At 61.0% G+C, this 1,480-nt stretch carries 2 protein-coding genes; both read right to left on the bottom strand.

Annotated elements, in window-relative coordinates; all coding sequences use genetic code 11:
- A partial coding sequence (locus G0Q00_RS08525) for an acyl-CoA dehydrogenase (RefSeq protein ID WP_163038400.1) occupies window positions 1–1,167 on the bottom strand: 1,167 nt, incomplete at its 3' end.
- Window positions 1,168–1,170: 3 nt separating this feature from the next.
- On the bottom strand, window positions 1,171–1,480 hold a 310-nt coding region (locus tag G0Q00_RS08520), incomplete at its 5' end, for an aminotransferase class III-fold pyridoxal phosphate-dependent enzyme (RefSeq protein WP_163038398.1).

The following is a 1,480-nucleotide window of genomic DNA, read 5'->3' as shown; positions in this document are numbered from 1 at the left end:
GGCGTGGACGTCATGGGTGCCTTCATAGGTGTTTACCGTTTCCAGGTTCACCATGTGGCGGATGACGTTGAATTCCAGCGAGATGCCGTTGCCGCCATGCATGTCACGGGCGTGACGGGCGATTTCCAGCGCCTTGCCGCAGTTGTTGCGCTTGATGATCGAGACCATCTCGGGCGCGGCTTTGGCTTCGTCCATCAGGCGACCGACGCGCAGGGCTGCTTGCAGCCCCAACGAAATCTCAGTTTGCATGTTGGCGAGCTTCAGTTGGAACAGCTGGGTTTGCGCCAGCGGCTTGCCGAACTGCTTGCGGTCCAGACCGTATTGACGCGCGGCGTGCCAGCAGCTTTCGGCGGCGCCCATGGCGCCCCATGCGATGCCGTAACGTGCGCGGTTCAGACAGCCGAACGGGCCTTTCAAGCCTTCCACGTTGGGCAGAAGCGCGTCTTCCGACACTTCCACACCGTCCAGAACGATTTCGCCGGTAATGGATGCACGCAGGCTCAGCTTGTTTTCGATCTTCGGTGCCGACAGGCCTTTCATCCCCTTGTCCAGCACGAAGCCACGGATCTTGCCGCCATGGGCATCCGACTTGGCCCAGACCACGAAGACATCCGCGATCGGCGCGTTCGAGATCCACATTTTCGAGCCATTCAGCACATAACCGCCATCGACCTTCTTGGCCGTGGTCTTCATGCTGCCGGGATCCGAGCCCGCATCGGGTTCGGTCAGACCGAAACAGCCGATCCACTCGCCCGAGGCCAGTTTCGGCAGGTATTTCTTGCGCTGCTCTTCCGAGCCATAGGCATAGATCGGGTACATCACCAAGGACGACTGCACCGACATCATCGAGCGATAGCCGCTGTCGATGCCTTCAACTTCGCGGGCCACCAGACCATAGGTCACATAGCTTGAGCCGATGCCGCCATATTCTTCCGGAATAGTGGTGCCCAGCAGGCCCATCTCGCCCATCTCGGCGAAGATCTCGGGGTCGGTGGTCTCGGTCGCATAAGCCTCGGTCACGCGCGGGGCCAGTTTCTCGGCGCAATAGGCCTTGGCCGCGTCGCGGATCATGCGTTCGTCTTCATTCAACTGGTCTTCCAGCAGGAAGGGGTCTTCCCAGTTGAAGCTGGACAGTTCAGGGCGGGATTGAGGGGCAAGATCGGCCATGTCTCAGGCTCCTTTCGCGTTGATGGCGGCTTCGATGGAAGCTTCCAGAATATCAAGGGCTTCGTCCAGCTGGTCGGCCGGAACAGTCAGGGGCGGCAACAGACGTACGGCGTTGCCACGGGTGCCGCAAGGCAGGATGATTAGACCGCGTGCCTCGGCCTCGGCCACGATGGCCATGGTCAGCGCCGCATCGGGAGCATTGGTTTCGCGGTCCGTGACCAGTTCAAAGGCCACCATCGCACCCAGTCCGCGTACATCGCCGATGGCTTCCATGCCTTGACGGGAGGCCAGCTCGGTCAGGCGGGCGTTGATC

Origin of the sequence: Aliiroseovarius sp. PrR006, from assembly GCF_010500215.1 — a bacterium.
In the GTDB taxonomy this organism is placed as follows: domain Bacteria; phylum Pseudomonadota; class Alphaproteobacteria; order Rhodobacterales; family Rhodobacteraceae; genus Aliiroseovarius.
Note: the sequence above shows the minus strand (reverse complement) of the source record. Positions and strands in the feature narration are given on the sequence as shown.